Origin of the sequence: Ruminococcus sp. (assembly GCF_019423705.1) — a bacterium.
Lineage (GTDB): Bacteria > Bacillota > Clostridia > Oscillospirales > Ruminococcaceae > Hominimerdicola.
Map to the genome: position 1 here is coordinate 1 of NZ_JAHZAX010000017.1, position 24878 is coordinate 24878.

Below are 24878 nucleotides of genomic sequence, written 5' to 3' on the forward strand. Positions count from 1 at the left end.
CAACACCTTTTTGACCTTTCTACCTTTTTGATAGTTATTTTCGCCTTTTTGCACAGAAACAGTACAATTTTTACACACAATATGCCTAATAATAGCGTTTTGTATATATCTTGCTCTCGCCAACGGTGTCAACAACGCCGTCATTGAATGTGAATACCGCAGTTAACGTAAACCTACCCTTGCTGTCCTCAAATGCGCCGTTCTTTGAATGTACCGTCAATGTTTTGCACTCAGTCGTGTAATTAACACCGAACGCCTTATTTGCGTCCTCGATAGTCGAACCTCTGCCTACTCCACCGACAGTAAAACCGTCATACCAGTTAATAAACAGTCCCATAACATCGCATTCACTTGCAAGAGCGTCCACATCGCCCTGATTTACAATGCTTATAGTCGCATTGTAGTCCTTGTCGTCATACTGGAAGAACGTCTCCGACGAGCCTACTTCTATAATAGTGTTCTTAGGGTCTAGATTCTCGAAATATCCCAGCAATCCCGATGCAAATGATCCCAATCCCTCAACATCGCTGTACTTCGCAGGGAACGCAAAAGCATTTCCGTTGAAAGTCATATCGAACATTCTCTCGTCAGTTACATAAATTTCGGGATAAACAGGGTCTTTGTCATCAAATTCTTTCGGATCATCACTACCAGGCTTGTTTGCATCTGACTTGCCATCGTCCCAAAAATTGCCCTTGTTATCATTGTTATTGCTATTGCCATTATTGTCCGAATCATTGTCTCCCGGCTGATCGTCTCCATTGTTATCTGAATTGCCTGTATTATCTCCGTTGTTGTCCTCTCCGCCGTTGTTCTGATCTATATTTTGATCCTGTCCGCCATTGTTATCATTATTGTCCTGCACGATATCCACCTTTGTGGTAGTATCTCCCGTGCTGTCGTCTTTCTTTGTGTCCTTGTCTTTATCAGCCGTACTTTCGTCCGCTTTTGAACTCTCGTCTGCCTTGTTGTCATTACCTGTCTGACTATCCGTTTCGCTTTCACTTGTTGTGCCGCCATTGATAAGCTTTGGCAGCCAGCTGTCGTCGCTCTGACTTGATGAACTTTCCTTTGTCTTTATCGTATTCTTGTCTATATCACGATCAGACAAAAACAGCCCCGCTCCGATAGCAACGCATATCGCCGCCGCACACACTCCGCCTAACCACATCGGCGACCTTTTCGCCACAGCACTGTTGTCAAGCTTGTCTTTTAGCTCTGTCACCTTTTCATCATCGGGCTTGAGCTGTTCTTTCATATCTCTGAAAAATTCCATATTCTTATCGTTTTTATTCATAAAAATAATCTCCTTTCAGCTTATCTTTGAGCATTTCCCTAGCCCTTGTGAGCTGCATTCTCACAGTACCGCTGCGTGTTTTCGTTGTCTTTGCGATCTCCTCCGCCGTCAGCTCCTCAAAATAATACAAGTATATGACCGTCCTGTATTTTTCTGGCAGCTCCGCCACAGTGCAGAAGACCTCGTTCTCCTCATCGCTCTTGAAAAAGCTTATTTCGTCCTTTCTCTCTTCAAGGGGCACAGTCCGCTTCCGCCAAGTGGATAGTGCGATCTTCTTGCATTGGTTCAAAGTCGTTCTGATGAGCCAGAACTTCTCCTCCTCGTCCTCTTTCATAGTTATCCCCTTGCGATATGCCGTAAGAAATACCTCCTGAAAAACGTCGTCAGCGTCGTCCCTTGAACCCAGCCGTGCGACCGCAATGCCATAGACCGTGCTTTTGTATTTATCTATCAGCCTGTCTATCTCCGTGGCCGTATTCCTCAACGTGACGTCCATAAGCTCACACCCCTTCTATACCTCTTTCTACTATAAATACTTCTTCAGATCAAAAGTGCCACACAAATTTCAAAAAAATCTAAAAAAATTTTTCCTCCAACTGAAAACATATATGAAACACCTCGCAAAACGCCTAAATGCGCCGTTTCACTTATCCGTAGCAAATCTCAAATATGCAAAAAGCCGCCCGAAGCACACATCGGGCGGCCGAATCTCTCTGAACTCCAAAGTATTTGCCGTTTATCAGAAAAGCCCCTGCTCCTCCGCAACCGACGGAACATACTCTTCATTTTCGATTATATAATCCACTACCCTGCAATAAAAATCCGTAGGGTTCATTTGTATCTTGTTTTTGATATAATTTGCCTGCTCCATATCCGGCGCATAAAGTGTTATATCCATAAGCGTAAGCTCGTTGTCGCAGCACTTGCAATGCACATTATATCCACGTTCCGCAGGCTTTATGTCAAATGTTATGTCACGCTCGTTCTTGAGCTTTACAAACAGTCTCAGCCCTGCGGCATATATCTTATCTCTGAAACTTTTCGGCACAAGCTTTTTGAACTTCTCTGCGCCCTCTCTGCCCTTGTCGGTCAGACGATAAAAATGTCCGCCCTCGATCTCAGCCAGCTCCATTGTTTCGTTCTCAAGCATTCTGCTTATAGCCTCGGTGTATACAAAATAATTCACAACGCCCTCGCCAGTGGCAATTTCCGTAAGCTGATTTGGCGTGCAGAGCTGATTTATCTGATTGAGAAAATATGCCAGCAGTATCTGCACCTCATATACGTCTGAAATATTTTTCATATTCTCCGAAACGTGGGCTTCGGGATTTTGTACCAAGCTATCAATCCTCCTTTGGAAAGCTGTCTAAAAATTTGGGTATTCAAGCATATGGTTGAGCAAAGCGAGATTTACCGCCGCCTCAACGCAAGGCACAGCTCTCGGCACAACGCAAGGGTCGTGTCTGCCCTTGATCTCAAGTGTCTCGTTCTTCATTGCTGAATAGTCCACAGTCGCCTGCGGTCTTGCAATGGAAGGAGTCGGCTTGAAGACCACCTTGAGTGTTATCGGCATACCCGAAGCGATACCGCCCAGTATTCCGCCGTGATTATTTGTCTTTGTCACAACAAGTCCTCTGTCGTTTACATAGAACTCGTCGTTATTTTCTGAACCTGTCATATTTGCAACGTCAAAACCTGCGCCGAACTCAAGACCCTTTACCGCAGGGATACCGAAAATAAGCTGGGCGATAGAGTTTTCCAGCCCGTCGAACATCGGCGAACCGATACCCGCAGGAACGTTTATGGCGATACATTCGATGATTCCGCCAACGCTGTCCTTATCCTTTCTCGCCTTGTCGATCTCCTTGACCATTTCATTTCCCTGCACGTCGATGATAGTCGGGAATTCCTTTTCACGAACTTCCTTTATCATATCCTTTGTGGTGTTGATTGGATCAAAAGCCTTGTCCTTTATGCCGTGTATCTCAGCAATGTGCGCACCGACATAAATTCCTCTTTTTTCAAGAATCTGCGCCGCAACAGCACCGGCAAAGCACAAAGGCGCAGTAAGTCTGCCCGAAAAATGGCCGCCGCCTCTAACGTCATTGAAGCCCCTGTATCTCAGCGCACCTGTATAATCAGCGTGACCTGGCCTTGCCAGCTTTGAAAGGTTGGAATAATCCTGCGAATGCTGATCTGTGTTGGCAATAAGCGCACAAAGAGGCGTGCCTGTTGTCTTGCCATTGAAATAGCCCGACATTATCTGCGGCATATCCTTTTCTCTTCTCTGCGTCGAGGTCTTGTTCTGCTTCGGCGCTCTTCTCGCCATAAATTTGACCAGCTTGTCAAGGTCGATAGTCTCTCCCGGCGGTACATTGTCCATTACAACGCCGATAGCAGGACCGTGGCTCTCGCCGAACACGGTAAAGCTGATATTGTGACTCCAAGTTGATGACATTTTACTTCCTCCAGTCTGTCGAAGCGCCGTTACCCCCGCCCCAATCATATGAGCATTGCGCTCTATTTATCTTTTTCGTTATTATTTATTACCCGTAACTATGAATTCTCCGCCTAAATTTTCAAATACTTCAAAAAAGTTCGGATAAGACTTTCTCACACATTCCGCCCCATTGATAGTGAGCTTGCCCTCACATCTCGTTGAAGCAACAGCCATTGACATGGCGATCCTGTGATCGTTATAGCTGTCCACAACGCCGCCATTAAGGCTTTTCACGCCCTCTATCTCAAGGCTGTCCGCAAATTCCGTCACCTTTCCGCCGATCTTATTAAGACAATCCGCCATAGCCGCAAGCCTGTCGCATTCCTTTATCCTCAGTCTCGCAACATTATAAATGCGGCTTTTACCCTCGCAAAAGCTTGCAAGCACCGTAAGGATAGGCACAAGATCGGGTATATCCGAACAGTCTATCTCAAAAGGCTCAAAAGGCTTCAAGCTGCTATTTTTATTATACACTATTTCTCTGCATATTTCAACAATTTTTTTATCGCCCTGAAAAGATTTTTCATTTAGCCCCGATATTTCGATATCCGAACCGATAGCATTTGCTACCTCAAAGAACGCCGCCTGCGAAAAATCTCCCTCAACAACGCCGCTGAAAGGCTTGTAAGCCTGTCCGCCCTTGACGAAATATCCGCTTTCAGTCTCCACCACCTCGCAGCCAAAATCTTTCAGCGTGCCAAGAGTTATGTCAACATATGGCTTTGACTCAAGGTGCGAAGTGAGCACTATCTCGCTGTCCTCTTCAAGCAATGGCAGCGCAAAAAGCAGTCCAGTGATGAACTGTGAGGATATCCCACCGTCAACATAGAACTTTCCGCCTGTAAGCTTTCCGCTTACAGAAAAAGGCATAGTATTATCATAATCAAAAGTAACGCCGTGCTTTGGAAATTCCTCAAGATAAGGCGTTATAGGCCTCTGCGGAAGCCTTCCCCTGCCGATAAAAGTAGTTTCTGCCCCCAATGCACAAGCAACAGGGATTAGAAATCTCAAAGTCGAACCGCTTTCGCAGCAGTCAAGCTCCGCCTTTTCCGGCACAGCCTTTACGCCTGTTATCACCGCAGTATCGCCGCTGAAATCTATCTTTGCAACAAGCTGTCTCATACAATCCATTGTGGCAAGAATATCCACCGACGGATAAAGATTTGATATCTCAGATGTTCCCTCTGCAAGCGCCGCTGCGATTATCATTCTGTGTGCAACGCTTTTTGACGGTGGAACCGTCACCTTTCCGCTCAGCTTTTTAGGTTCTATGGTAACGTTCATATGCTTTTCCTCTCACGATCTTTCACTATATTACATAATATTTACATATCCGCAATGATCTCTGCGATCTGCGCTTCCTCGATCTCCTTGCCGTACTCATTTTCGCCAAAGCACATCATCTCGCCGATCTCTCGCTGGAAAACAAATCTCAGCTTGCCGTCACGAACTTTTTTATCGGTGTAAAGCTTTTTCACAAGCTCGCCCATGTCGATATAATCGGGTATCCTTGTGGGAAGCTTTGCCCTTTCAAGAAGCTTTTCCACACGCTTTTCGTTCTCTGCTGAAATAAAGCCCAGCTTCTCGCCAAGCCTTGCCTGCGCCACCGTTCCGATAGCCACAGCCTCGCCGTGATAAAGCTTGTAATCAGACACAGTCTCGATAGCTCTTCCCACAGTATGGCCGAGGTTGAGCACCTCACGAAGTCCCGACTCACGCTCGTCCTGCATAACCACCTTATACTTGACCTCGCAGTTTTTCCTTGCGATATATTCGCAAGCCTCGGCGTCACATTCAAGCACCTTTTCAACGTTGGCTTCAAGATACTCAAACAGCTCCTTATCCCCAAGACAGCCGTGCTTGATAGTCTCCGCAAGACCGCTTGAAAGCTGCTTTTCGGGTAGGGTTTTCCAAGTGTCGATATCAAGGTAAACCTTTTTCGGCTGATTGAAAAGTCCGATAAGATTAGTAGCCAAAGGCGTGTCAACAGCCGTCTTTCCGCCGACAGAAGCGTCTGCCGCCGCAAGAAGGGTCGTTGCATAGTTCACAAAAGGCACTCCCCTGCCGAAAGTTCCTGCCACAAAGCCTGCCAAATCGGTGACAACGCCGCCGCCCACAGCAACGATACAGCAGTCACGGCGGAATCCCTTTTCAAGCATTGAATCTTCAACAAATTCTTTCATCTGCCTTGTTTTGGACTTTTCACCCTCTGGGATAACGAACAGCTCTGCGCTGAACCCTGCCGCCTTTATCCTGTCGCAAATATCCCTGCCGTAAAGGTCAACAACGATAGAATCCGTCACAACAGCGAATTTCTTTATCTTTCCAACAAGACCGCCCTTGAGATCGTCCACAAGCGTGTACTGCAATTTTCTGCCTATCTCAATATCGTAAGAATCGTCCACGACCCTTTTGAGCTCGCAGTTGAATTTCATTTATATCAAACCCTTTCAGTGAATTTTTTACCCAGTTGCAAATTTTCATCCGCCATTTGAGCATTTTTCAGCGTCAATGGCAAGAGCGATAAGCAGCCCAGCAAGGGCGTTGTTATCGTCAAAAACGTCTATTACATAAGTGTCCGTAAGGTGCAAAAGCTCCTTTGAAACACGCATTATCTCCATTCCGCCGTTATAAACGGAATAATCCCAGCCGAAAAAGTCTCCGCTGACGTTCCAGCCGCAGAAATCAAGATCGAATTTCGGCTTGAAAAAGGTAAATTCTTTCTTTATGCAGCCCACATAGCTGTCGTTTATGTATATTTCGAATGTCGGCAAAAGTTTCAGTATCTTTTCTTTCAGCACACCCACCTTACAGCCTGCGCTGTTATATATCTCTAACAAATGCCCCCAAGAAAGCCTGCCCTTAACGCTGAAAACAGCGTTGCCGTATTCGTCGCAGACATCATAACTGTCGAACCAGGAAAACATTCTCTGTTTAAGCACCAACCGCATAAATTCGTCCCCCTTCTGTTTTTACGCTTTTTACGCTTTATCCATTTACAGTCTTAAACTCTTATACCATTATATCATAAAAAGAACCGTTTGTAAAGCCAGCGCCCCACAATACCCCGACTATGAAAAAAGAGGCGTTATAAAGCGCCTCTCTTCTAAGGCAATATCCAAAATTTTACGATATTGTCCCAATTATTCGTTTACGTCAAGCGGCTTGCCCATAAATTCAGCAAGAGCCTTGACTTTCTTCATTGTCTCAGCGAACTGAGCAGGAGTAAGTGACTGCGCACCATCGCTCCAAGCGTTCTTAGGATCATTGTGTACTTCGATCTCAAGAGCGTCGCAGCCGGCTGTAACGGCGCAAAGTGCCATTGGCTCGACCAGCGAAGCGATACCTGTTGCGTGGCTAGGGTCGATAGTGATAGGAAGATGTGTTTTCTGCTGGAGCAGAGGAACAGCGGAAAGATCAAGAGTATTTCTTGTTGCAGGCTCGAATGTACGGATACCTCTCTCGCAGAGGATAACGTTCTGGTTGCCCTCAGACATTATGTACTCAGCGGACATAAGAAGTTCCTGCAATGTTGAGGAAAGACCTCTCTTGAGAAGAACAGGCTTGTCTGATCTGCCCAAAGCCTTGAGAAGTGTGAAGTTCTGCATATTTCTTGCGCCGACCTGTACAACGTCAACATCAGCGAAGCAGTCAAGGTCAGAAAGATCCATGATCTCAGTAACGATCGGCAGACCTGTGATCTTTCTTGCCTGAATAAGAAGGTCGATACCCTCCTTGCCAAGACCCTGGAAAGAGTATGGCGAAGTTCTAGGTTTGAATGCGCCGCCTCTGAGCATTGTTGCGCCTGCTTCCTTAACAGCGATAGCTGTTGTGATGACCTGCTCCTCAGTCTCAACTGAGCAAGGGCCTGCGATGACCTGAAGCTTTCCGCCGCCGATCTTTCTGCCTGCAACGTCGATAACTGTGTTGTCCGGGTGGAACTTTCTGTTTGCGTTCTTGTAAGGCTCCTGAACTCGCTGAACGTTTTCAACGCACTCCTTAGCCTGTACGGACTCGATATCTATCTGTGTTGTGTCGCCGATAAGTCCGATGATGTTTGAGTGTACGCCCTCAACAAGATTTGTTGAAACGTTGAACTGACCCAGCCAATCCATAAGCTCCTTGACCTGATTTTCCTTTGAGTTGTTCTTCAATACGATAATCATTTCCAATTCCTCCGTAAAAAATTATTATTCGGGCAATAAAAATAGCCGCAGCTTTTTCACCTGAAAGCTACGACTTTATAATAAACGCTATATGAAAATCAAAACTTCTTTGATACGCCTATTTTAATTTCGCCGCTTTCTTTACACGCCAAAAAAACTCGAAGCCATAAAAGTAGCTCAAGCTCATAAAGAAGTATGTAAAGACTGCTGACAAAATAACAGTAGACATAAGCTTTGTTTTTTCCTTTCGATTTATTTTTTATTTGTTATTGCTAACCAAATTCATTATACTCTCGCAGGCAGAGCTTGTCAATAGCTCTGCCGAGAGTTTACATTTTATTCATCGAATCGACTAAGACTATTCGCCTTTGACCTTATATTCCTCCACAAGATGATACACCTTGATATCCACAAGTGCGTCAAGGGAAATGCCCTCAGCGGTGTAATCCTCGCTGAAAATACGTCCGTCCTGCCTTATGGTGTTCACAAGTCCTGCCTTGTCAAATGGCAGCAGCAGTCGGCAGCGTGTGCAAGTCGCAGGCAGCGCCTTCTCGATAGCCGCAAGCAGATTTTCAATGCCCGTGCCGTTCTTTGCGGATATCTTAACCGCCTCGCCCTCTGTATCGAGCTGGTCGATATAAGGCACTTTGTCGCACTTGTTGAGCACAGTCACAACAGGTATGCCATCGCAGCCAAGCTCTTTGAGCAGCTCCAGCGTTACCTTTGCCTGCTCCTCGCAATCCTCTGCGGAAGCGTCGCAAACGTGTATGATAACGTCCGCATTTGCAGCCTCTTCAAGGGTGGACTTGAACGCCTCCACAAGATGATGCGGCAGCCTTCTTATAAGCCCAACCGTGTCGATAAGGGTAACAGAACGTCCGTCGGGCAGCTCGATAGCTCTTGAAGTGGTCTCCAGCGTTGCGAACAGCTTGTTCTCCGCCAGCACTCCTGCCTCAGTAAGATAATTGAGCAGCGTGGATTTGCCAACGTTTGTGTAACCTACTATTGCCGCCGTGAGCACGCCGTCCTTTTTTCTGCGCTGTCTCATAAGACCTCGGCGCTTCTCGATATCTTTCAGCTCATCAGTAAGCGCCGCAATGCGTGTTCTGATGTGTCGCTTGTCAGTTTCAAGTTTTGACTCACCGGGGCCTCTTGTGCCGATACCGCCGCCAAGCCTTGACATATTCGTGCCCATTCCGGCCAGTCTCGGAAGTCTGTACTTGTTCTGTGCGATCTCAACTTGAAGCCTGCCCTCTCTCGTTGTGGCTCGCTGGGCAAAGATATCCAGTATGAGCATTGTCCTGTCGATAGTGAAAACGCCGCACACGTCCTCGATATTTCTTATCTGCGTTGCCGTGAGCTCGCAGTCAAAAACTATCCTGTCGATATCCTCATTGCGGCATATCTCGGCCATTTCTTCAAGTCTGCCCGAACCGATACAAGTTCCGCTGTCAAATGAAGGCCGTTTCTGAACTACCCTCGCAATGACCTCGCCACCTGCCGTCTCGGTAAGCTCTTCAAGCTCGTCAAGAGAAAGCTCAACGTCATATGCTCCCGTGTCGACTGCCGCTAGCAGCACACGGTCTTTCTTTATAGTATTATCAAACATTTCTGCCATAAAATAATCACTCCTTTAGGTCTTTCGGATCAAGCCTCCGACCCTTTTTCAGGCATAAAAAAACACACCCTCAGGCGTGTAACAGATCATAAAAATGTGTTAAACGAAAGAGTCGGAAAGGCTCGTGCTTATGCACCGCCAATATTCGGTTTTAATGATATCTCACCCATATTCTCATTTCGTCCGACTCTCCTTTCCTAAAAGATATTGTGATTATAACATATTAATACTATTATGTCAAGATTGTCAAAGACTATTCCCGCAAATTATTTTTTCAGCCATAATATTACGATATACAAAGCGTTCCAAGCATTTGTGTATTAAGTATTATGATTTTAAAAAGTCAATATATATTAATGGTTAATTAAAATAAAACCGCTTGTTTCCCTTGTGCAATGTGCTATAATCGTTGTAGAAATCGAAAGAGATTTCTACAATATAAACAAAACTACTAAACTATAATTTGGAGGTAATGCTTTATGATGGGAAGACTCAGAGCAATGCGTGAGCCGCTCAAGTATGTTCAGGGAAGAGACGCTACACTCAAGTTCCAGGAGGAAATGGGTTATATGGGCAAAAGATGGCTGTTTGTCTGTTCCAACAGCGGCTATAAAGCTTGCCACGACAAGATCGAAAAGAGCTTCGGCGACGCAGACGATTACAGACGTTACGAAGTTTTCGGCGGCATTTCCAGCAAGGGCGAGATCGCAAAAATGGAAGAGATCGTCAAGGCCGATAATATCGACACAGTAGTTGCAGTCGGCGGCGGAAGCGCTGTTGATACCGCAAAGGCCACCGCATATTATACAGGCAAGCACATCGTTATCGTGCCGACAGTTGCCGCAACAGACGCACCCTGCACAGGCCTTTCAGTAATATACAACGACGATCACAGCTTTGATAAATACCTGTTCTATCCAACAAATCCTGACGCTGTTATGGTTGATACAACAGTTATCGCAAACGCCCCTGTTAAGTTCCTCATTGCAGGAATGGGCGACGCTCTCGGTACATATTTCGAGGGACGTGCTTCTATCAGAACCGAGTCCGCAAGCCTTGAAGGCACAGGCATCACAAGAGCAGGACAGGCTCTTGCAAGACTTTGCTATGACACTCTCCGCACATATGGCAAGCAGGCAGTTGAAGCCTGCAAAGTTCACGCAGTAACACCTGCTCTTGAAGCTATCTGCGAAGCAAACGTATATCTTTCGGGCGTTGGCGCTGATAACGTAAACTGCGCTGCTGCTCACTCGTTCTACAACGGCGTTACATCGCTGGGTATCAAGCACGCCGATCACGGCTGCTGCGTAGCTCTCGGAACTCTCGTTCAGCTCGTTCTTGAGGGCGCACCAAAGGAAGAGTTCGAGGAAGTTCAGAACTTCTGCCTTGAAGTCGGTCTGCCTGTAACTCTTGAAGAGATCGGCGTAACAACAGCCGAGCAGGTGGAGACAATCGCAAAGAACGCTTGTATCCCGGGCGAAACTATCCACAACCTTGCAGGCGACGTTCAGCCTATCGAGCTTTACGACGCAATTATGCAGGCTGACGCAATGGGCAAGATCGCTCTTGGCAAGTAATTTTGTAGCTTGTATATCATAATATAGCGTAAAAAATACCCACGGCTTTTACACCGTGGGTATTTTCTTTTTTCGAACAACAATTTTTGCCGCTTTATCCCTCGCTCTGCGCCCTTTTTCTTAGCGTGATAAAGTTCTCGAACACGAACTTTTTGTCGATAAGTCCGCCGATAGCCGCAATACCTTTGCCCATTGTGAACGCCGCCACGATCGTTCCTATGCCAAGACCCATTATGTGTCCAAGGCAGAAAAACGTTAGGCCTGCTGTCACCGCAAGACAAGTTATGTCAAAGCCTATCTTTATCCTCGAATACCGCACGCCTGTTATGTCCGAAAGCTCTCTCGGGAACAGATCGGTGGGGATTATCGGCAGTCCGCAGCGGTTTGAAAGGGCGATACCAACGCATATAACGATGTAGCTGACGATAAAATACACAATGCGCATTGGAATGGTGTAAGGCAGAATGTTTATCCACCATTCGTAAAAGTCCAGCAGTTCGCCGAACACAAAGCCCACCACAAAGCTGAACAGATACGACGGCACGAACTTCTTGCGCATTATCATAAGCGTCAGCACAAGCAGCCCTTGGAATATGTACGTCCAAGTGCCAAGGGACAGCTTTGGCAGCACCTCTGAAAAGGCATAAGGCACGCTTGATATGGCCGATATGCCTGCGCCCGAATAAAGCATAAGGACAACGCCAAAGCTGTTTATTATTACAGCCAGCACCAGCGCCGCCTCGCCCCTGAATGTGATCTTATTTTCCATTTTTCTATACAAGACCTTTCCTTACTTATATGATTATGATGTGACCGCCGCTAGAAAACCTCCACCTGCGTGTCGGCCACATATTTTTCCTTTATCATTTTAAGCTCGCCAATATGCGCAGTTTCCAAATGAGCCTTTTGCTGCTTTTCAGAACCCCACTTCTCCACAAGAAGCAGCTTGTCGGGATCGTCGGCGCTGAGAAAATAATCATAGCTCACAAAGCCGTCCTCAAGGCGTATCTTGTCTATTAACCCTGCGCTTTTCACCTCGTCAAGGAATTTCTCTCGCATACCAGCCTTGCAGTCATATGTCACAAGCAAAGTTATCTCTTTCAGTTTATCAAAAACTGTCATATTCATAGCTTTCTACCTCCCGTAACGCTGTTTATCTATTGAACGTCCTGCCCAGCACAAAGCTTCTGAAACGCTGCGCCGCCGATGTCAAAAACGCCGAATCGTTTTGCACCATATAGAAATTTCTTGAATACGGCGGATCGGTTATTTTCAGCACCTTGACGTCCAGTCGCTCCAACATATCCATATAAGGCACTACCGCCGTGCCAAAGCCCGAAGCCACCAGCCCTGCGATGACTTCGTCCTCCTCTGTTTCGACTACCGAAACAGGTCTGCCGCCAACGGAATCATACATACGATCAACGACTTTTCTAAGACCCGAACCTTCCGAAAACATCACCGCAGGATAAGACAGCGTTTCCGAAAGCTCAATAGTGTCCCGATACGCAAGTGGGTGCTCTCTCGGCACGATAACAACAAGCTCTTGAGAATCCACCGCAACAGCGCTCAGCCCCATTGCAGGATCAGGCTCTGAGCAGAAAACAAAGTCATACTTGCGCTGCAAAAGATCTTCCAGCAGCTCAGAAGTCAAACCGCTGTGAAAGCTGAACTGCACGTTGTCCTCTCTATCCGCAAGCAGAAAATCAGAAGTCAGCTTCGGGATATAATTCACGCCAAGCGTTCTCAGAAAGCCGAGCCTTATAACGCCCTCTCCCCTGCCGTAACGCTGAAGTGTCTCAATGCCTGCGTCAAGGGTGCTCAGGGAATTTTCAGCGCACTCGAGAAACTCCTCGCCGAAACGTGTCAGCTTGGTGTTTCGTCCCGATTTTTCAAAAAGCGGCACGCCAAGCTCCGCCTCGATCTGATTTATTGCGTGGCTGAGGCTGGGCTGTGAAATGCCGAGCTGTTCAGCCGCACGAGTGTAATGCCGCACCTCCGCAAGCTTTATAAAATATCTCAAATGATCTAAATTCATAATTCTCCCCAGCCCTATCCTTTCAGTATAAGTTTCAGTTATAGCAAATGAATTTCAGCCTTTTTACAGACTGTAACTACTTTTATCATACCACATATCATCAATAAAATCTATCAAATATTGTGATATAATATAAATTATTTATTTCAGCAAATAAAGCACCGCCATTGCAGCGATGCTTTATTCGTACATAGAGGTTTATTAGAGATTTATTTTGAAATTATCAGTTTTCAGCCTGCATTTTTGCAACAAGCTTCTTTGCAACGAATACGAGCACGATCGCAAGAGCCGCAAGCATTGCAGAGCCGATGTAGCCAGTTACATAAGAGCCTGTCTTATCATAGAATGTTGAGCTGATCTTAGGACCCACAAATGCGCCTATGCCGTAGCCGATGAAGATAAGTCCGTAATTTCGGTTATAGAACTTGCTGCCGAATACGTTCTTTACGATCGGTGCGAACACAACGAGAAGTCCGCCGAATGAGAAGCCAACAAGGCAAATGCAAACGATAAAGTATGGCAGAGATTTAGCCATTGTGAGCATTATCATCGAAACGCCGTTGATAAGAAGCACCAGCATAAGTGAATTCCAGCTCTTGAGCTTATCATAGATAAAGCCGAAGCCGATACGACCGATCATATTTGCAAGGGTCATAATGCTTACGCAAAGGGCGGCTGTCATTGCGCTCTGACCTATCTGATTTTGTGCGATAGGCGAAGTTGCGCTGACCATCATCGTGCCTGCTGCGTTTGCGAAGATGAACATTACCACCAGAACCCAAAATACAGGCGTCTTTACCATACCTGGGATATTGTAGTTCTTTGTATTGAGCACCTTTTTCTGATCTTCACTAGGTACCCAACCCTCAGGCAGCCAACCTTCCGGACAAGGCACGATCATCCAAGCAACTGCGCCGATACCGATAAGGAATACGACTGCAAGTATCTTGCAGGCAGCCTGTGCGCCGTAATGGTCGATAAGCATTTGTGCGATAGGCGACATAATGAATGGACCGCAGGAAGCGCCGGCCTGTACAAGACCTGAGATAGAACCTGCCTTGTCAGGAAACCATTTAAGTGCTGTTGGCAGACAAGCAGGATAGATAGTACCTGCGCCTGCACCTGCAAGTATGCCGTAGTAAATATAAAGCTGTGGGATATTTGAAGCAAAACCTGTCAAGAACCAGCCTGCTGAGAAGAACACCAGTCCGATGTAAATTGCCGTCATAGGCTTGAGCTTTTCAGCAAGCAGACCGCCTGCAAAGCCCATAAGGCAGTAAACAAACATATAAATAGTATAAGCCATACTGAAATCAGACTGGCTCCAGCCGAAGTGATTTGTCAGCGGCAGAGCGAACAGGCTGAAATAGGCTGTTGCTGAAGTAAACAAGCTCTGTATCCACACGCCTGCGAATACACGCCACCTTGTGCCTTTAGTTATCTTCATATTATTTCACCCGACCTTACTGCTGAAGTGTGCCGAGATCAAGTCCCAGATCTCTTCCGCTGAATTTGCCTGCCGCACGGCTTGTGCCCAGCCAAAATACCATATCGGAGATATCCTCAACATCGAGGAACGGAACACCATCGTACATCTCCTGCCAGTTTTTGAAGTCCTTGCCTGTGAGGTCGTTGATGAATTCAACATAGCTTTCTGTCTCGCACATTGGCGTTTTTACCTTTGTCGGGCAGACTGTGTTTACAACGATACCTGTGCCCTTGAGCTCCTGTGCAAGTGTCTTTGTAAGGCCTCTTACGCCCCACTTTGCCATACAATATGTAGCAAGCTTTGGTGTGCCGTACATACCCGAAGTCGATGAGATATTGATGATACGACCAAAGCCCTGCTTCTTCATATAAAGAGCGGCATATTTATCAGTTCTCCAAGTGCCGATAAGGTCGATATCTATTACCTTCTGAACCTGTGCGTCTGTAAGCTCCCAAGTATAGCCAAAGTTGATAACGCCAGCGTTTGCAACGACAACGTCAACTCTGCCGAAAGTATCCCAAGTCTTTTCAAACAGCGCCTTCATATCCTCGTCAACTGTAACGTTGCACTTTACAGCAAGCACCTTTGCGCCGAGAGCTTCAAGTTCCTTGACAGTTGCGCTGAAAGTCTCACCCTGTGGATCCTGCATATCGGCAAGGACAACATCAAAGCCATTTTCTGCAAACTTCAAAGCGTGAGCCTTGCCCTGACCCATTGCGCCGCCTGTTATCAAAACAACTTTTCTTTCCATAATACAATTCTTCCTCCTAAATATTTTGTATTCTCTGAGATACGCCAAAGTTCTTTGCATATCTCTTTCAACGATTACATTATAGCACCATTGATTATAAAACTCAATAGGTTTTATCTATTTTAATTAATTCTATCTATCGTTTTGTACACATCAATAGTTTTATCCAATCACATTTTACTATTTTGCACAAAAATGACCGACCCGAACAGAGAGGTACTTCTGCTCGGGTCGGCATATAAAGGGGTACTATAAAAAAGTATATCAAAAAATCATTCGTTACTGTAATACATCAAGACAGCAAAACATCAAACGATATTGCCGTCGGATATCTCGATTATCCTGTCGCATTGCTCTGCGACCTTTGGATCGTGGGTGACGATAACAACAGTTCTACCCTGAGAATTAAGGCTTTTGAAAAGCCCCATTATCTCGGCGGAGGTTTTCGTATCAAGTGCGCCCGTCGGCTCGTCGGCAAGTATCATTGCAGGCTCGTTTACGATAGCACGGGCTATTGCGACACGCTGTTTCTGTCCGCCCGAAAGTTTATTGCAGGGCTTTTTTGCAAACTCGTCCATACCAACGGCTTTAAGGGCTTCAAGGGCTTTTTCCTTTTTATTCTTGGTTTTCTTCTTTGCGAAATTAAGGGGTATCAGAACATTCTCTATCGCCGAAAAATCTTCCACAAGGGCAAAATCCTGCATTACAATGCCTATCTTTTCGTTGCGAATTTTTGCATACTGGCGCTCGGAAAGATTTTTCACCAGCGTGCCGTCGATAGTGTATTCGCCGTTTTGGTAATTGTCTATGCACGCCAAAATATGCAGCAGCGTGGATTTGCCTGCGCCGGATTTGCCTATGATTGCGACCATTTCGCCATCGTCGATCTCACAGGAAACGCCGTGAAGCGCCTCGAACTCATTGGCTTTCTTTGGATTGTATATTTTTACTATATTATCAAGCTTTATCATATGTGTATCTCCTTATAACTTATTGTCTGAACTCAGTTTTAAGCACGTCTCTCGGCTGACGTTTGCGCACAACAAGCAGCGGAACTATCGCCGAAAGTATCACGAACAGCACAAGTATGCCTATGCAGATGAGCACCTTTTCAAAATTTACGTTCACGACGGTCTCTTTAAGATAGGTATGCTTGCCAACGGTGAAAAATATTATATCAAGTATTGCCGTCAGGGCGGATATGAGGCAGAAATTCAGCATATTTATTACTGAACAGCGCTTCCAAGTCGCACCGCAGAGATATAGCACAGCATAGTTTTTAAGATTGTTCATCGTGGTTATCATTGTGGTGATTATGGCGGTGAAGATAGTTATAACGAGTATGCTGAGGGCTATCGGGAAGAGGGTATAAAGCTCTTGGTTGACGTATGCTTGGCTGGCTTTATAGTAATTCTCATTTGAGTCCCAAAGCTGGAAATAGTTATCTGCGCCCATTTGCACCAGCTCTTCATTTGTATATGCACCCTCGGGGAAATTCACGATAGTAAGGCTGTAAAAGTCAGTTCTTGTTCTTGAACCTGCCTTTGTGATTATATCCTCAGTTGTGAGGAACATCGGAGTCTCACGCATTTCAGAATGGAGCTGATAGTAAAAATCACGGTAATCGTAGATATAATCGTAATAATCGGGGCCGCCTGTGCCGTAGATATTCTGATCGTCGGCAAGGATACCGCATATCTCCATTTTGAATGGGTTGCCGTCAAAGTCCGTTACCTCGAGGGTATCGCCGATCTTATAGCCGAAGCTTTGGCAGACAAGGCATTGTGGCACTTTGCTGTCGGGGTCGGGATATTTGCCCTCTTTGAGGAACGGGGGGATATCCTTCATAAGCTGGTCGGTATATGTTACCACATAGCCATAATCCTTAGGGGTATCGGCTGTGGTTGAATTTATGGTAAGGAACATCGCCTTACCGCAGGTGACGCTTGTCGCCTTATCGAATATTTTGAGGATATCCTCTTCGCTTGCCATTTTGGGATTTATGACCCTTGGCATTATGACAGCACCGCTTTTTGAAAGGGGCTCTTTAAACTGTCTGTAATAAATGGTTCGATTTTCTATTGCTGAGAGCATTATCATAATTATGGCAAAAACGACAGCCAGCTGAACTGCGATAAGGATATTTATCACACGACTGTTTTTGGTAAGTTTTGCAACATAATTCATTTCCCCACCTCCCTAAAATTAAGTTTTCGGCTAATATTTTTGATAAGAGTTGCCAGCAGGACTATCACGGAAACTACGAGATATCCTACAAAGATGTAGACGTACCGTTGGAAATTTAGGCAGCCTGCGGCGTTTTGGAATCTGTTTATCATCGCCGGATAAAGCAGCTTATGGAACGCAAAGAGTGAAGCTGCGAAAACCGGTGCGATGATTATTACCGCTTGCGCAAGGAACAGGAGTATGCACTTGAAGCGGGTCGCTCCGCAGGTGCGGAAGATGATTATTTTCGGCTCGTTGCAGCGGATAACATACTTATACAGCACCGCAAGATTTATTGCAAAAAGCAGTCCAACTGCCATTGTTATGGCGATGATCGTTTTGAAATATGCGAGGTCGGAGACCGCTGAAAGGTCGAGGTCTTCGACGTAGCCGTCGTCGGAAATGTTTTCGTCAACGATGTCACGGATAGTGGTGAACTGGTTGTAGTTTACGGGCTTTTTAAATGTTATGGTTACTGCGCTGTTTAAGATGGCATCGTCTGGGAGTGCAGTGAAAGGAATGGTATAATCACTTGATGGTAATCTATCTCCTGGTATTATTTTCGAAACTGTATATTCGCAGCCGTCTACTATTATTTTATCGCCTACGCCTGATACATTTCTTGCAGAATCGCTATCAAAACTTAACGAACCATAACGTATAGTAACACCAGTTTCATCAATTTGGGTATATTCATCGCCTACCATAATGTGTCTTTCGCCATTTATGTACTCTTCATCAGAAAAATACTTGGTTCCATCAGCTTTTGCTTGCTGAACTATACCTTTATCAGTAACACAAAAAATGAAATCAAAAAAAGTCAGACCCATAAGGTCATTATCATAAGTACCTGAACACGTTATCTCTTCTATATCATCATACATATCTTTTGGTATGTTATTTACGACTTTCATTATATCGCCCTTTGTTAAGGTGCTGAAATTGTTATACCTAAAAAGATCCATAAGTTCTTGATCGTTCTGATCAAATGACAATAGATCAGTTCTTGAAGTCATTTTTCCGCTCCAACCATTTGCCATAATTCCTATTGTGCACGCCTTTGATTCACCTTGCATAAGTCCCATTTTGTAATTTGTATATACGCCAAAAATGAAACAGCCGACTATTGCAGTTAACATTGTGGTTATCATAATAAATATTAGTATTACTCTTTGTTTCTTGAAAAGATTGGCTAGGAGTTTTCGTAGCATTTTATTACCCCTTTCTAAAATTAAATAAGTATATGAAGGGCTGAATAAACAGCCCCTCATATTATGTTTTATTAGAAAATGATTCTTCTCGTTATATCAAACTCCCCTCTTACTACGTCATTTTCGTCATCAACATAAGACCAATAACGTGCATACTTGTCTCCAAAGTAAAAGTCCTTGGATGTTTTGACTTTCAAAAAACTTCCCTTGTCTGCATAGGGGCGGAAATCAGTTGCATTTGAATAAATGTTACCTTTTTTATCTTTCAATTCGGCACAAGAAAGAATAGCAGTATAGTTGTCCTTTTTGCATTTTGTCAGATTAGTTGCAAAAGTAGTGTTGGTACTGGAGTCATAACCATATGTTTGTGTTGATGTCAGGTAACTGTTCTCCATATTGAACGTTTTGTCAAGCGTTACAGCGCCTGCGCCGATAGCTGAAACTGATGAGATAACGATCGTTGCAGCAACCAGTGCTGTCATTTTTTTGAATACTTTTTTCATAATAAAGTACCTTCATTGATTTTAATTTTTTGACGTATGTTTGTGTTCCTGTTTTGCTATGTTGCAGTTTTTTATCTAATTCATTTTCCCACCTCCCTAAAATTAAGTTTTCGGCTTATATTTTTGATAAGCGTTGCAAGCAGGACTATCACGGAAACTACGAGATATCCTACAAAGATGTAGACGTACCGTTGGAAATTTAGGCAGCCTGCGGCGTTTTGGAATCTGTTTATCATCGCCGGATAAAGCAGCTTATGGAACGCAAAGAGTGAAGCTGCGAAAACCGGTGCGATGATTATTACCGCTTGCGCAAGGAACAGGAGTATGCACTTGAAGCGGGTCGCTCCGCAGGTGCGGAAGATGATTATTTTCGGCTCGTTGCAGCGGATAACATACTTATACAGCACCGCAAGATTTATTGCAAAAAGCAGTCCAACTGCCATTGTTATGGCGATGATCGTTTTGAAATATGCGAGGTCGGAGACCGCTGAAAGGTCGAGGTCTTCGACGTAGCCGTCGTCGGAAATGTTTTCGTCAACGATGTCACGGATAGTGGTGAACTGGTTGTAGTTCACAGGCTTTTTAAATATAATGGATACTGTACTTTCGAGGTATGCATCGTCCGGAAGCGAGGTAAATGGGATAAAATATGCCATATCCATTGAACCTTCTGCTTCAAATATGTTGGAAACTGTATACTCACAGCCATATATTTCAACTTTATCGCCGATGCCTTCAATATTTCTAGCAAAATCGCTAGAGTAACTCATTGCACCAACTTGTAAATATTTTTTTTGGTCTTCGGTTTCGCCGTCGATCTCTGTATACTTTGAACTAAGAGAGATATGTCTTTCACCATTTATATACTCTTCATCTGTGAGATATTTTATTCCAAGATCGTCGGGAGTTTGGACTATTCCTTTGTCCGTAGGGTGAAAACGAAAATCAAAATAACAAAAGCCCATAAGGTCATTTTCATAAGTGCCAGTACAATATATCTCTTCTATATCGTCATACATTTCCTTAGGCATATTATTGACAACTGTCATTATATCGCCTTTTGTTAAGGTACTGAAATTATTATATCTAAAAAGATCTAAAAGATCTTGGTCATTCAGATCAAATTCCAATAAATCGGTTCGAGAAGTCATTTTACCATTCCAGCCATTGGCTTTAATGGCGATTACTGAAGATTTAGATTCTCCCTGTATAAGACTTATGTGATAGTTTTCATACACACAAAAAGAAAAGCAACCAACTATTGCTGTCAATATTGAAGTTATCATTATAAAAACTAATATTATTTTCTGATTTTTGAGGAGGTTTAAAAGTATTTTTCGCAGCACTTATTTGCCCACCTTTCGTTATACATGTATTTTCAAGTGTTGCATTACTGCAACACTTGAAAATACTGATTTAAAATACAATTTTTCTGATTTTTTCTATTTCACCTTTTGTATTGCCGTTTTTATCAGAAACATATGACCAATACTTTGCAAACATACCTTCATAATTTCTATCTTTCTGAGCCTTAACTTTCAAAAAGCTACCTTTATCAGCTGTTGGACGGAAATTAGTTGCATTTGAATATGTAGTATTTTTTCCGTTATTGAGTTCTGCACCAGAAAGTATGCCTGTATAGCCGTCAAATTTGCATTTGGTGAGGTTAGTTGCAAAAGTAGTGTTGGTACTGGAGTCATAACCATATGTTTGTGTTGATGTCAGGTAACTGTTCTCCATATTGAACGTTTTGTCAAGCGTTACAGCGCCTGCGCCGATAGCTGAAACTGATGAGATAACGATCGTTGCAGCAACCAGTGCTGTAACCTTTTTGAATACTTTTTTCATAATAAATTCCTCCGATTCATTAATGTAGTGTTTGATTTTACCTGCATTGTTGCAAGGCTTTCTTACTTTTGTAGCGTTGCACAAATATCGGTCATCTCATTTGTGCAAGTTTAATTCTGCATTGGAACCGCCCTCCTTATGGTCGCTGGGTCAGACTTATAGAAGGCTTATTTTTCCTATATTGTATATTATAACATATTGCGACAGATTTGTATAACAATTTCGATATATTTTTTGAAATTTATTGAAAATTTGCAGAAATAGGCAAAAAACATTATTTGGGAGTTGTGTAATTTCAACAGCATTTTGTAATAGGAGAAATTATTTCTTAGTTGTTATCGTCTTAGTAGCCGACCAAGCGCCGTAATATTTCGTACCGTTGACAGTTGTGTAAATTCTCATACGGACGTAATATTTTTTGCTGGCTTTGAGCTTTGTGAAGCTCTTTGAGGTCGTGGACTTGCTTGTGATAGTCGCCTTAGAAACGCTCTTGAACTTGGAATCCGTGCTGTACTGAATCTCATAGCCAGTTGCGTGATCTTTCTTTGACCAGCTTGCTGTGAAGCCCTTGGATTTAGCGGTCAGTTTGTTTATCGTCTGCTTTGCAGGGTTGATCTTAAAAGTTTTCGTGATCGTGCCTGTGTAGTTGCCCTTGCCGACGATCTTGACTGTTGCTTTGCCGACTTTTGTGTTATTGCTGTAAGATATTGTGTAGTCTGTGCCGCTCTTCAAGGTCTTGCCACCAAACTTAACAGTAATTTTTTGCGTTTGAGCTTTGCCTGTGAAAGTCTTGTTGGAAATACCCGAAACAGAAGCTTTCGTGAAGTCATTTTTTATACTGAATGTCTTTGAGATCGTACCAGTATAATTGCTCTTACCTGTGATAGTTACCTTTGCCGTGCCGACTTTGGTGTTATTGCTGTAAGATACTGTATAATCCGTGCCGTTCTTCAAAGTTTTGCCGTTGAGCTTGACTGTAACAGACGGCTTCTTGGCCTTGCCGTCATAGGCGTATGTCGAAGTCGAGAGCGTTACGCTTGCCTTTGAAATGCTCTGCTTTGCAAGCGCTGGGATATCGGCAGTTTCGAGGACTGTCTTGCAGACTGTGCACTCCTTGTGCTTCTTGCCCTTAACGCCGATCGCTGCGGCTTTGTCGGTTATCCAACCGCTGGATTTGTGACCTGTGGCTTTTATCTCGATCTGTGCCTTGATTACTTCGCCGCAAACTGAGCAATGGGAGCCCTCAGTTTTGCCTGCTTTGGTGCAAGTAGCTGGGACAGCTGGATCAATTACTTCGGTGTGACCTTTAATTGCACTTTTTCTGTATTCAGTTTCTGCACCGCAAATCGTACATTTGTAAGCTTCAGTCTTAGAATAAGTGCAGCCACTACCGCTGCTTGAAATTACGACCCATTCTAGTGTGTGACCCTTGGCTGGGATAGACTCGGTGTAGGTATCGCCACATTCGCAGGTGAAAGTCTTTACGCCCTCTGCTGTGCAGGTCGGCTGTTTTGTTATCGTTGAGGTGTAGGAATGGGTGTGGGCAGGCTTGCCTAAAACTTCACATTCAAGCTCGCTGGACTGCGCATACTCTTCGCCTGCGGTCTGATAATAAACGGTCAGCTTGAAATTATCCTGCTTTTTGTAGATCTCATCGCCGTCATCATAGAAGCCAAAGGCATATGCACCGATATTTTCAACAGACTTTGGTATCGTAATGCTGTTGAGGCTTCCACAGCAGACAAATGCTCCCACGCCGACGTCTTTGAGAGTTTCGGGCAGGGGCACGCCTGAAAGCGCCGTACAGTTGCCGAATGCCCAATTGCCAATATTTTCAAGAGTCGCTGAAAGCTCAATGCTTTCCAAGTTGCCGCAATACATAAATGCGCCCTCGCCTATGGACTTCACATTGCCGCCCATTTTAAAGGTCTTGATATTTGAAGCAAAGAAGCTGTAATCGCTGATAGTAGTTACGCTTTCGGGAAGCTCAATGCTGTCTGCTTCAAAATACGCAAAGGCATTCGGAGCGATCGCCGTGACGGTCTTGCCATTTACTGTTTCAGGAATTTTGATATCAGTATCGCTGCCCATATAGGCTCTTATAGCGATCGTGCCGTCCTCCAGGTCGTTGTAAAGGAAATCGCCGATGGTGCCGTCTGTGCAGGCAACGTTCTTTATGTCAATATCACCGAAAATGTTATGGAAATCAGAAGCGCTGTTGAAATAAGTCATAAGCTGAGCGCAAGTGCCTCTGAATGTTATTTCCTCGAAAGCGCCGTTGTAATTGTAGAAGGCATATGTTGGTATCACTTCGGCGTTTGCGGAAATGGAAATGCTTGTGATATTTTTATTGCCGTTAACTATCCATTTGCCAAATTCTTTCACGCTGTCGGGGAATGTAACCGATGTAACGGAAAGGGTCTCTCTTGGGGCAAGGTTGCTTGAAAATGCGTAATCGCAGATTTTTGTCACGCCCTCTGGAATAGTGACGTCGCCAGTTGCGGCATAGGCATCGATAAGGATACCGTTTACTACAACGAGATGGTTCTCGCTGCGCTTGTCGGATATCCATTCGGTATCATAGAAGGCATTTGCACCGATATCGGAAACATTTTTGCCCACATTGACAGTTTTAAGGCTCTTGCAATGCTCGAAAGCTTGCTGACCTATGCTTGTGACAGAGTCAGGGATAGTTACAGACGTAATGCTTGAAGCCATATAAGATGTAGGGCTCACGAAAGCGTTTGGCGATATTGTAGTTACATAGTCAGGGATAACAAGGTCTCCTGTGCAGTTTCCGCCGTTATAAAGAATAGTATTTATTATAACGAGTGGGTCTTCCGCAAGCTTATTTTTCAGCCATTGTGTATTTGTGAAAGCGCCTGTATCAATAGAGGTCACGGACTTCGGGATAGTTATATCGCTAAGGGCAGTACAGTTTGCGAAAGCGTTGCTGCCTATGGACTTCACGCCCTCTTCCATTACGACTTTTTCAAGGGTAGAGCTGCTGCTGAACAGCCAGTCGCCCAGCTCCTCAACGCTTGACGGAATGATAAGCTCCTTGATAGTGCCGCAATTTCTAAAAGCTGCATAGCCGATACTTGTGACCTTATGACCGTCGATCTCGGCAGGCACGTTCACCTTTTCGGCAGAGCCCGTATACTTTGTTAACCTTGCAGTATCGTCCTCGTTCAAGCTGTAAGTAAAGCTGGAAGTGTCCTCCTCCGCACTAGCCGAAATGCCAAACCCGAAAAAGTTTACCCCGCTTTCAGCCGCAGGCAAAGCCACCGAGCCAAACGTCAGCGACACCGCCAACAGCGTTGCTAAAATTTTCTTCATCAATAATTCCTCCCATTTTTTATTTGACCTGTAAAAGTCTATATCAAAATGGTAGCACTTTCAAAGTCTGGTGTCAACTAAAATGTAACGAATGTCGTTAAAATGTAATGAATGTTTTGGGAGAATGGGCTGTAGCATACAAAAAAAGAGAACTGCAATCGCAATTCTCTTTCCACATTATTTGGTCGAGGTGACGGGACATTGAACAATGGGTTCAAGCCTGCGTTTCGACCAAAATAAAAAGGGCTACGCTTTTCGGTTTCTCAAAGCATAGTCCTTTTTACTGGTCGAGGTGACGGGACTTGAACCCACGGC

At 44.6% G+C, this 24878-nt stretch carries 22 protein-coding genes; 1 reads left to right on the forward strand and 21 read right to left on the reverse strand.

What is annotated here, in order from left to right:
- Positions 1 to 85: 85 nt before the first annotated feature.
- From QZ371_RS11220 to hflX, 9 genes are all read right to left on the reverse strand, one after another.
- A complete protein-coding gene (locus QZ371_RS11220; protein WP_295213241.1) occupies positions 86 to 1297 on the reverse strand; it encodes a hypothetical protein in 1212 nt (403 codons plus the stop codon).
- A complete protein-coding gene (locus QZ371_RS11225; RefSeq protein WP_295213244.1) occupies positions 1290 to 1793 on the reverse strand; it encodes a sigma-70 family RNA polymerase sigma factor in 504 nt (167 codons plus the stop codon). The genes QZ371_RS11220 and QZ371_RS11225 overlap by 8 nt, the downstream gene beginning before the upstream one ends.
- Positions 1794 to 2036: 243 nt before the next feature.
- Complete coding sequence (locus QZ371_RS11230) at positions 2037 to 2636, reverse strand: DUF4364 family protein (protein ID WP_295213247.1); 600 nt, start codon at positions 2634 to 2636, stop codon at positions 2037 to 2039.
- A 27-nt stretch (positions 2637 to 2663) separates the two neighbouring features.
- Positions 2664 to 3755, reverse strand: coding sequence for a chorismate synthase (gene aroC / locus QZ371_RS11235; protein WP_295213249.1), 1092 nt, complete (start codon positions 3753 to 3755; stop codon positions 2664 to 2666).
- An 81-nt stretch (positions 3756 to 3836) separates the two neighbouring features.
- Positions 3837 to 5081, reverse strand: a complete 1245-nt coding sequence (aroA, locus tag QZ371_RS11240; protein ID WP_295213251.1) for a 3-phosphoshikimate 1-carboxyvinyltransferase — start codon at positions 5079 to 5081, stop codon at positions 3837 to 3839.
- 41 nt (positions 5082 to 5122) lie between these two features.
- Positions 5123 to 6232, reverse strand: coding sequence for a 3-dehydroquinate synthase (gene aroB / locus QZ371_RS11245; RefSeq protein WP_295213252.1), 1110 nt, complete (start codon positions 6230 to 6232; stop codon positions 5123 to 5125).
- Between the two features lie 45 nt (positions 6233 to 6277).
- Positions 6278 to 6748 carry a hypothetical protein gene (locus QZ371_RS11250; RefSeq protein ID WP_295213257.1) on the reverse strand — a complete coding sequence of 157 codons (471 nt, stop codon included), beginning with the start codon at positions 6746 to 6748 and terminating at the stop codon, positions 6278 to 6280.
- A gap of 192 nt (positions 6749 to 6940) precedes the next feature.
- Positions 6941 to 7963 carry a 3-deoxy-7-phosphoheptulonate synthase gene (gene aroF / locus QZ371_RS11255; RefSeq protein WP_295213261.1) on the reverse strand — a complete coding sequence of 341 codons (1023 nt, stop codon included), beginning with the start codon at positions 7961 to 7963 and terminating at the stop codon, positions 6941 to 6943.
- Between the two features lie 358 nt (positions 7964 to 8321).
- Complete coding sequence (gene hflX / locus QZ371_RS11260) at positions 8322 to 9572, reverse strand: GTPase HflX (protein ID WP_295213282.1); 1251 nt, start codon at positions 9570 to 9572, stop codon at positions 8322 to 8324.
- Positions 9573 to 10060: 488 nt separating this feature from the next.
- Here hflX and QZ371_RS11265 point away from each other — a divergent pair, with 488 nt between their 5' ends.
- On the forward strand, positions 10061 to 11158 hold the full coding sequence (locus QZ371_RS11265; protein WP_366558740.1) for a glycerol dehydrogenase: 1098 nt from the start codon (positions 10061 to 10063) through the stop codon (positions 11156 to 11158).
- 94 nt (positions 11159 to 11252) lie between these two features.
- On the opposite strand, the gene QZ371_RS11270 is transcribed toward QZ371_RS11265, so the two are convergent.
- The 12 genes from QZ371_RS11270 to QZ371_RS11325 all read right to left on the reverse strand — a co-directional run bounded on the left by QZ371_RS11270 (position 11253) and on the right by QZ371_RS11325 (position 24563).
- Positions 11253 to 11927, reverse strand: a complete 675-nt coding sequence (locus QZ371_RS11270; RefSeq protein ID WP_295213263.1) for a DUF6198 family protein — start codon at positions 11925 to 11927, stop codon at positions 11253 to 11255.
- A gap of 50 nt (positions 11928 to 11977) precedes the next feature.
- Positions 11978 to 12286, reverse strand: coding sequence for an antibiotic biosynthesis monooxygenase family protein (locus QZ371_RS11275; RefSeq protein ID WP_295213264.1), 309 nt, complete (start codon positions 12284 to 12286; stop codon positions 11978 to 11980).
- Positions 12287 to 12311: 25 nt separating this feature from the next.
- Complete coding sequence (locus QZ371_RS11280) at positions 12312 to 13196, reverse strand: LysR family transcriptional regulator (RefSeq protein WP_295213266.1); 885 nt, start codon at positions 13194 to 13196, stop codon at positions 12312 to 12314.
- 223 nt (positions 13197 to 13419) lie between these two features.
- Positions 13420 to 14643, reverse strand: a complete 1224-nt coding sequence (locus tag QZ371_RS11285) for an OFA family MFS transporter (protein WP_295213268.1) — start codon at positions 14641 to 14643, stop codon at positions 13420 to 13422.
- A 16-nt stretch (positions 14644 to 14659) separates the two neighbouring features.
- Positions 14660 to 15436 (reverse strand): SDR family NAD(P)-dependent oxidoreductase, encoded by a 777-nt coding sequence (locus tag QZ371_RS11290; RefSeq protein ID WP_295213270.1) that lies wholly within the window; start codon positions 15434 to 15436, stop codon positions 14660 to 14662.
- A gap of 308 nt (positions 15437 to 15744) precedes the next feature.
- Positions 15745 to 16407 carry an ABC transporter ATP-binding protein gene (locus QZ371_RS11295; RefSeq protein ID WP_295213272.1) on the reverse strand — a complete coding sequence of 221 codons (663 nt, stop codon included), beginning with the start codon at positions 16405 to 16407 and terminating at the stop codon, positions 15745 to 15747.
- A gap of 19 nt (positions 16408 to 16426) precedes the next feature.
- A complete protein-coding gene (locus QZ371_RS11300) occupies positions 16427 to 17623 on the reverse strand; it encodes a hypothetical protein (protein WP_295213274.1) in 1197 nt (398 codons plus the stop codon).
- Complete coding sequence (locus tag QZ371_RS11305) at positions 17620 to 18702, reverse strand: hypothetical protein (RefSeq protein WP_295213275.1); 1083 nt, start codon at positions 18700 to 18702, stop codon at positions 17620 to 17622. Before QZ371_RS11305 ends, QZ371_RS11300 begins: the two co-directional genes overlap by 4 nt.
- A 242-nt stretch (positions 18703 to 18944) precedes the next feature.
- The gene (locus QZ371_RS11310; RefSeq protein WP_295213277.1) at positions 18945 to 19376 is read right to left on the reverse strand and encodes a hypothetical protein; all 432 of its coding nucleotides are present in this window, start codon (positions 19374 to 19376) and stop codon (positions 18945 to 18947) included.
- Positions 19377 to 19456: 80 nt separating this feature from the next.
- The gene (locus tag QZ371_RS11315; protein WP_295213278.1) at positions 19457 to 20425 is read right to left on the reverse strand and encodes a hypothetical protein; all 969 of its coding nucleotides are present in this window, start codon (positions 20423 to 20425) and stop codon (positions 19457 to 19459) included.
- Positions 20426 to 20792: 367 nt separating this feature from the next.
- On the reverse strand, positions 20793 to 21224 hold the full coding sequence (locus QZ371_RS11320; protein ID WP_295213280.1) for a hypothetical protein: 432 nt from the start codon (positions 21222 to 21224) through the stop codon (positions 20793 to 20795).
- A gap of 321 nt (positions 21225 to 21545) precedes the next feature.
- Positions 21546 to 24563: a leucine-rich repeat protein gene (locus tag QZ371_RS11325; protein ID WP_295213281.1), complete on the reverse strand. Its 3018-nt coding sequence runs from the start codon at positions 24561 to 24563 to the stop codon at positions 21546 to 21548.
- Positions 24564 to 24878 lie beyond the last annotated feature (315 nt).